This window comes from Kineococcus gurbantunggutensis, from assembly GCF_050871925.1.
Classification (GTDB): Bacteria; Actinomycetota; Actinomycetes; order Actinomycetales; family Kineococcaceae; genus Kineococcus.
The window spans coordinates 1-5,326 of sequence record NZ_JBJLSG010000237.1 but is presented as its reverse complement, the minus strand read 5'-3'; the positions used below and the strand labels follow the sequence as shown (position 1 = coordinate 5,326).

At 77.5% G+C, this 5,326-nt stretch carries 5 protein-coding genes; 2 read left to right on the top strand and 3 right to left on the bottom strand.

The window, feature by feature from the left end:
• Nucleotides 1-45 precede the first annotated feature (45 nt).
• From ACRYR7_RS24030 to ACRYR7_RS24020, 3 genes are all read right to left on the bottom strand, one after another.
• The gene (locus tag ACRYR7_RS24030) at nt 46-1,428 is read right to left on the bottom strand and encodes a S1C family serine protease (RefSeq protein WP_432574804.1); all 1,383 of its coding nucleotides are present in this window, start codon (nt 1,426-1,428) and stop codon (nt 46-48) included.
• A 131-nt stretch (nt 1,429-1,559) separates the two neighbouring features.
• Nucleotides 1,560-3,116 (bottom strand): sensor histidine kinase, encoded by a 1,557-nt coding sequence (locus ACRYR7_RS24025; protein WP_432574802.1) that lies wholly within the window; start codon nt 3,114-3,116, stop codon nt 1,560-1,562.
• Nucleotides 3,117-3,175: 59 nt separating this feature from the next.
• Nucleotides 3,176-3,892 carry a response regulator transcription factor gene (locus ACRYR7_RS24020; RefSeq protein ID WP_432574801.1) on the bottom strand — a complete coding sequence of 239 codons (717 nt, stop codon included), beginning with the start codon at nt 3,890-3,892 and terminating at the stop codon, nt 3,176-3,178.
• 123 nt (nt 3,893-4,015) lie between these two features.
• On the opposite strand from ACRYR7_RS24020, the gene ACRYR7_RS24015 reads away from it, so the two are divergent.
• Entirely contained in the window at nt 4,016-4,816 is an 801-nt protein-coding gene (locus ACRYR7_RS24015) for a HipA family kinase (RefSeq protein WP_432574800.1), read from the top strand.
• A complete protein-coding gene (locus ACRYR7_RS24010) occupies nt 4,809-5,201 on the top strand; it encodes a DUF3037 domain-containing protein (protein ID WP_432574799.1) in 393 nt (130 codons plus the stop codon). Before ACRYR7_RS24015 ends, ACRYR7_RS24010 begins: the two co-directional genes overlap by 8 nt.
• Nucleotides 5,202-5,326: the final 125 nt, after the last annotated feature.

The following is a 5,326-nucleotide window of genomic DNA, read 5'->3' as shown; positions in this document are numbered from 1 at the left end:
GCCCGGCCGCGGGTGCGGCCGGGCCCCGGGCGGGGGCGGCGGGGGTCAGCTCTCCGGGCGGGCCGTCAGCGTCGCCCTCAGCTCCTGCTCGCGGCCGTCGCGCACGACCGTCAGGGTCACCCCGCTGCCCACGGCCTTCTCGCGGATGGTCGCGGTCAGCGACTCGTACCCGGCGGTGAACTGCCCGTCCACGGACGTGATGACGTCGCCGGCGCGCACGCCCGCCTGCGCCGCCGGGGCGCCGTCGGTGACCTCGGCGACCTCCGCGCCGGTGCGGGTGACCCCGTCGGCGGTGACCGTGGCGTCCTGCTGCGCCAGGCTCACGCCCAGCCAGGCGTGCTCGGCGGTGCCGTCCGCCACGAGCTGGTCGGCGATCATCCGCACCTCGTTGGAGGGGATCGCGAAGCCCAGGCCGATGCTGCCGGACTGCGCGCTGGAGGAGGTGCTGCTCAGCGAGGCGATGGAGGAGTTCACGCCGATGACCCGGCCGCTGGAGTCCAGCAGCGCGCCGCCGGAGTTGCCCGGGTTGATCGCCGCGTCGGTCTGGATGGCGTTGGTGGCCACCGTCTCCGCGGTCGTCTGCTGCCCGTAGGGGCTGCCGAACGGGCTCTGCTGCTGGCCCTGCTCCTCGGCCGTGGTCAGCACCGGGCGGTCCACCGCCGAGACGATGCCGGTCGTCGCGCTGCCCGCCAGGCCCAGGGGGTTGCCCAGCGCCATGACCGCCTGGCCGGCGACGACCCGGTCGGAGTCGGCGAAGGTGGCCGCCCGCAGGTCGGCCGGCGGGTCCTGCAGCTGCAGGACGGCCAGGTCGGTGGCCGGGTCGGTGCCCACGACCGTGGCGCCGTACTGGCGCCCGTCGCTGAGGGTCACCGTGATCTGCGCGTTCGAGCCGGCGCCGCTGACGACGTGGTTGTTCGTCACGACGCGGCCGGAGGTGTCGTAGACGATGCCGGAGCCCTCGCCCGAGGCCGTCGAGGACGTCACCGCCACGGCGACCACGCTGGGGGAGACCGCGCTCGCGACGGCCTGCCAGTTCACCGTCGTCTCGCTGACGCCCTGGACCTGCGCGCTGCTCGAGCTCGCCGAGGTCCTCGCGGTGGTGCTGCCCTCCTGGCCGAAGGCGCCCAGCAGCCCGGCGGTCAGCGCGCTGGCCGCGACCGCGCAGGCCACCGCCACGCCCGTCACGCCCAGCCAGCCGGGGCGGCGCCCGCGACCGCCGCCACCCCCGCCGCCGGGGCCCTCGCCGCCCCCGTCGCCGGGGGGCGTGGGCCCGCCCGGCACCGACCACGGGTCGTGCTGCTGGTGGCCGTGGCCGCTGTGCAGCGGCTGCGTCGGCCAGCCGCCGCTGCCGGGGCCGGTGAGCAGGGAGCCGCCGGACGCCGCGGAGCTGGGGTCGGCGGTGCTGTGCTGGTCGTCGTGGCGGTTCATCCTCGTTCACCTCTGCTGGTGGTGGAGCTGGGGAGGTCCTGCGCGGGCCGCGGGAGCCCTCACCACCATTGACGGCCCACCGCCTGCAGGTGCTCCCGGAGCGGGCTGGAAACCAGCTGTGAATCGCGCGCTCAGCCGCGCGCGACGCCCCGGTCGCCGGCCGGGTCGCCGGTGGCCCCGCCGTCCGGGGCGCCGTCCGAGGCGCCGTCCAGGTCGCCGTCGGGGTCGTCGGGGCCCTCGGCCGGGTCCGCGGCCCAGGCCGCGGGCGCGGCCCGGAAGCGCACCCGGAACGTCGCCCCGCCGCCGGGGGTGGGCACCACCGCGACCGTGCCGCCGTGCCCGCGCACGATCGTGTCGACGATCGCCAGCCCCAGGCCAGAGCCGCCGCCGGTGCCGCGCCGGCGGGAGGCGTCCACCCGGTAGAAGCGCTCGAACACCCTCTCGGCCTCCTCCGGCCCCAGGCCCGGGCCGTGGTCGCGCACCTCCAGCACCGCCTCCGGGCCCGAGGGGCCCTCCACCCGGCCCACCGCCACCTCCACCGGCGTGCCCCCGGGGGTGTGGTGCAGCGCGTTGGCCAGCAGGTTCGTCACCACTTGCCGCAGGCCCGCCTCGTCGGCCATCACCACCGCCGAGGAGGGGCCGGTGCCCGGCCGCACGCCCTCCAGCAGCACCCGCCGCTGCGGCGCCAGCGCCCGCGCGTCGTGCACCGCGTCGGAGGCGACCACGACCAGGTCCACCGGCTCGGGGCGCTGCGCGCGCCGCCGCTGCGCCTCGTCCAGGCGCGCCAGCGCCAGCAGGTCCTCCACGAGCCGGCCCAGCCGGGTGGACTCGCCCTCGATGCGGCCCATGACGTGCGCGACGTCGGCCGGCTCGCGCACCGCGCCCTGCCGGTGCAGCTCGGCGAAGCCGCGGATCGCGGCCAGCGGGGTGCGCAGCTCGTGGGAGGCGTCGGCGACGAAGCGGCGCATCTGCTCCTCCGAGCGCTGCTGGGCGCGGAAGGAGCCCTCGATCTGCGCCAGCATCGTGTTCAGCGCCTGCCCCAGCCGGCCGATCTCGGTGCTCGTGGGCTGCTGCGGCACCCGCCGCGACAGGTCGCCGGAGGCGATCGCGGAGGCCGTGCGCTCGATGTCGCCCAGCGGGCGGAAGGAGCGGCGGATCGCCAGCGCCGCCAGGCCGGTGCCCAGCAGCAGCACCGACGCGCCGGTGAGCAGCGCCACCGAGCGGTAGTCGGACAGCGTCTCCTCCACGCCGGTCAGCGGCAGGGCCACCGCCCCGTTCACGGTGGCGTCCGGGCCCGGGAACGCCACCACGCGCCACCGCCCGCCCGTGCCGGGCACCGTGAACGGCTCCCCGGCGCGCTCGGCGACCAGCTCCGCCGTCAGCGGCGGCAGGTCGGGGGCGTCCACGCACGGGCCGTCCAGGGTGGTGCGGGTGCACACCTCCGCGTAGCCGGTGCCGTCGGCGTCGGCCAGCAGCACGTAGAAGGACGGGAACGGCACGCGGCCCCCGCCGCGCTGCGACAGCTCCACCACCGAGGCCGCCGCGAGCCGGCCCTGCGCGGTCAGCTCGGTGTCGACCTGCTCGAGCAGGTTGCGCCGCAGCAGCGTCAGCGACACCGCGCCGAACACCGTCATCGCCACCAGCAGCAGCGCCACGGCGATGACGAGCAGCCGCGTCTGCAGCGGCACCCGCTCCTCGGCGCCGCGCACCCGCGCGCGCCAGCGGCCCGGGGCCGCGCCCCGGGCCCTCACGCGCCGGCGGGCGCGCGCAGCACGTAGCCGACGCCGCGCTTGGTGTGGATGAGCGGGTCCACGCCCTCGGTGTCCAGCTTGCGGCGCAGGTAGGAGATGTACGACTCCACGATCCCCGCCTCGCCGTTGAAGTCGTAGTCCCACACGTGGTCGAGGATCTGCGCCTTGGACAGCACCCGGTTGGGGTTGAGCATCAGGTAGCGCAGCAGCTTGAACTCGGTGGGGGACAGCTCCACGGGGCGACCGGCGCGGCGCACCTCGTGGGAGTCCTCGTCCAGCTCCAGGTCGTGGAAGGCCAGCCGGCCGGAGTCGGGGCCGGTGGGGCCGCCGGTGCGGCGCAGCACCGCGCGGATGCGCGCCACGACCTCCTCCAGGCTGAACGGCTTGGTCACGTAGTCGTCGCCGCCGACGGTCAGGCCCGTCACCTTGTCCGCGGTGTCGTCGCGGGCGGTGAGGAAGAGCACCGGCACCGGCCGGCCGCGCTCGCGCAGCTTGCGGGTGACGGTGAAGCCGTCCAGGTCGGGCAGCATGACGTCGAGCACGACGAGGTCCGGGCGCACCCTCTCGGCCAGCTCCAGCGCCTGCGCCCCGTCGGCGGCGGAGGTCACCTCGAACCCGGCGAAGCGCAGGCTCGTGGCCAGCAGCTCGCGGATGCTGGGCTCGTCGTCGACGACCAGGAGGCGGGCCTCCGGCTGGGTGTTCGCGCTCCTCACCCCAGGGAGTGTGCGCCCGCAGCCTGGGAACGCGCTGGGGACGCGCCGGGCACCGGGGCCGCGGCGGGGGCGCGCGGGCGCCGGGGCGCGGGCCCGCCGGGCGCGCCTGGCAGACTCGCGGGCGTGCTGCGCTCCGTCACCGCCACCCGGTACGTGCTGCCGCTGCGCGAGGGCGGCAGCATGCCGGGGCTGTGCGAGGCCGACGACCTGGGCACCTACGTGGTGAAGTTCCACGGCGCCGGGCAGGGCCGGCGGGTCCTGGTCGCCGAGGTGCTCGCCGCCCGCCTCGCCGCGGCCCTGGACCTGGACGTGCCCGAGCTCGTGCTCGCCGAGGTGGACCCCGTCATCGGCCGCGGCGAGCCGGACGAGGAGGTGCAGGACCTGCTGCTGCGCTCGCCCGGGGCCAACCTGGGCATGGACTTCCTGCCCGGCGCGCTGTCCTTCGACCCCGCCGTGGACCCGGTGGACCCGGCCTGGGCGGCGCGGGTGCTGTGGTTCGACGCGCTCGTGCTCAACGTGGACCGCTCCTGGCGCAACCCCAACGCGCTGTGGTGGGGCCGCCCCGCGAGGCCGTGGCTCATCGACCACGGCGCGGCGCTGTACTTCCACCACGACTGGCCGCGGGCGGCGGCCTCCGCCGCCCGCCCGCTGCGCCACGCCGAGGACCACCTGCTGCTGGGCGCCGCCGCCGACGTGACCGGGGTCGACGCGCGGTGCACCGCGGCGCTGACGCCCGACGTGCTGCGCGCGGCGGTGGACGACGTGCCGGAGGTGTGGCTGGAGGGCGAGCCGGGCTTCGCCTCGCCCGGCGAGGTGCGCGCGGCGTACCTGGAGTGGTTCACCGCCCGGCTGGCCGCGCCGCGCCCGTGGGTGGCCGAGCTGGCCCGCGTGCAGGGCGAGCGGCGGGGGGCTCGCCGTGGCTGAGGGCCTGGACGTCTACGAGTACGCCGTCGTGCGCGTGGTGCCGCGCGTGGAGCGCTCGGAGTTCCTCAACGCCGGGGTGCTGCTGTGGTGCCGCGCCCGCGAGCACCTCGCCGCCCGCACCGCGCTGGACGCCGACCGGCTGCGCGCCCTGGCCCCGGACCTGGACGCCGACGCGGTGGCCCGGCACCTGGCCGCGCTGGAGGGCGTGTGCGCCGGCGACCCCGCGGCCGGGGCCGCCGTCGCCGAGGCGCGCGGGGCGCGGTTCCGCTGGCTGACCGCCCCGCGCAGCACGGTGCTGCAGACCTCCCCGGTGCACTGCGGGCTGACCGCCGACCCGGCCGCGGAGCTGGAGCGGCTGGTGCGCGCCCTGGTCACCGGGCGCTGACCACCGGGCGCTGACCACCGGGCGCTGACCACCGGGCGCTGACCACCGGGCACCGGTCACCCGGTGCCGACCGGTGGGGCCGGACGCCGCCGGGGGCGGCCGGTGGAGCCGAGGCTCCACCGGCC

Bases quoted from the DNA above. Each gene is read 5' to 3' on its own strand.
- ACRYR7_RS24030 (WP_432574804.1), bottom strand. From the start codon at position 1,428: ATGAACCGCCACGACGACCAGCACAGCACCGCCGACCCCAGCTCCGCG.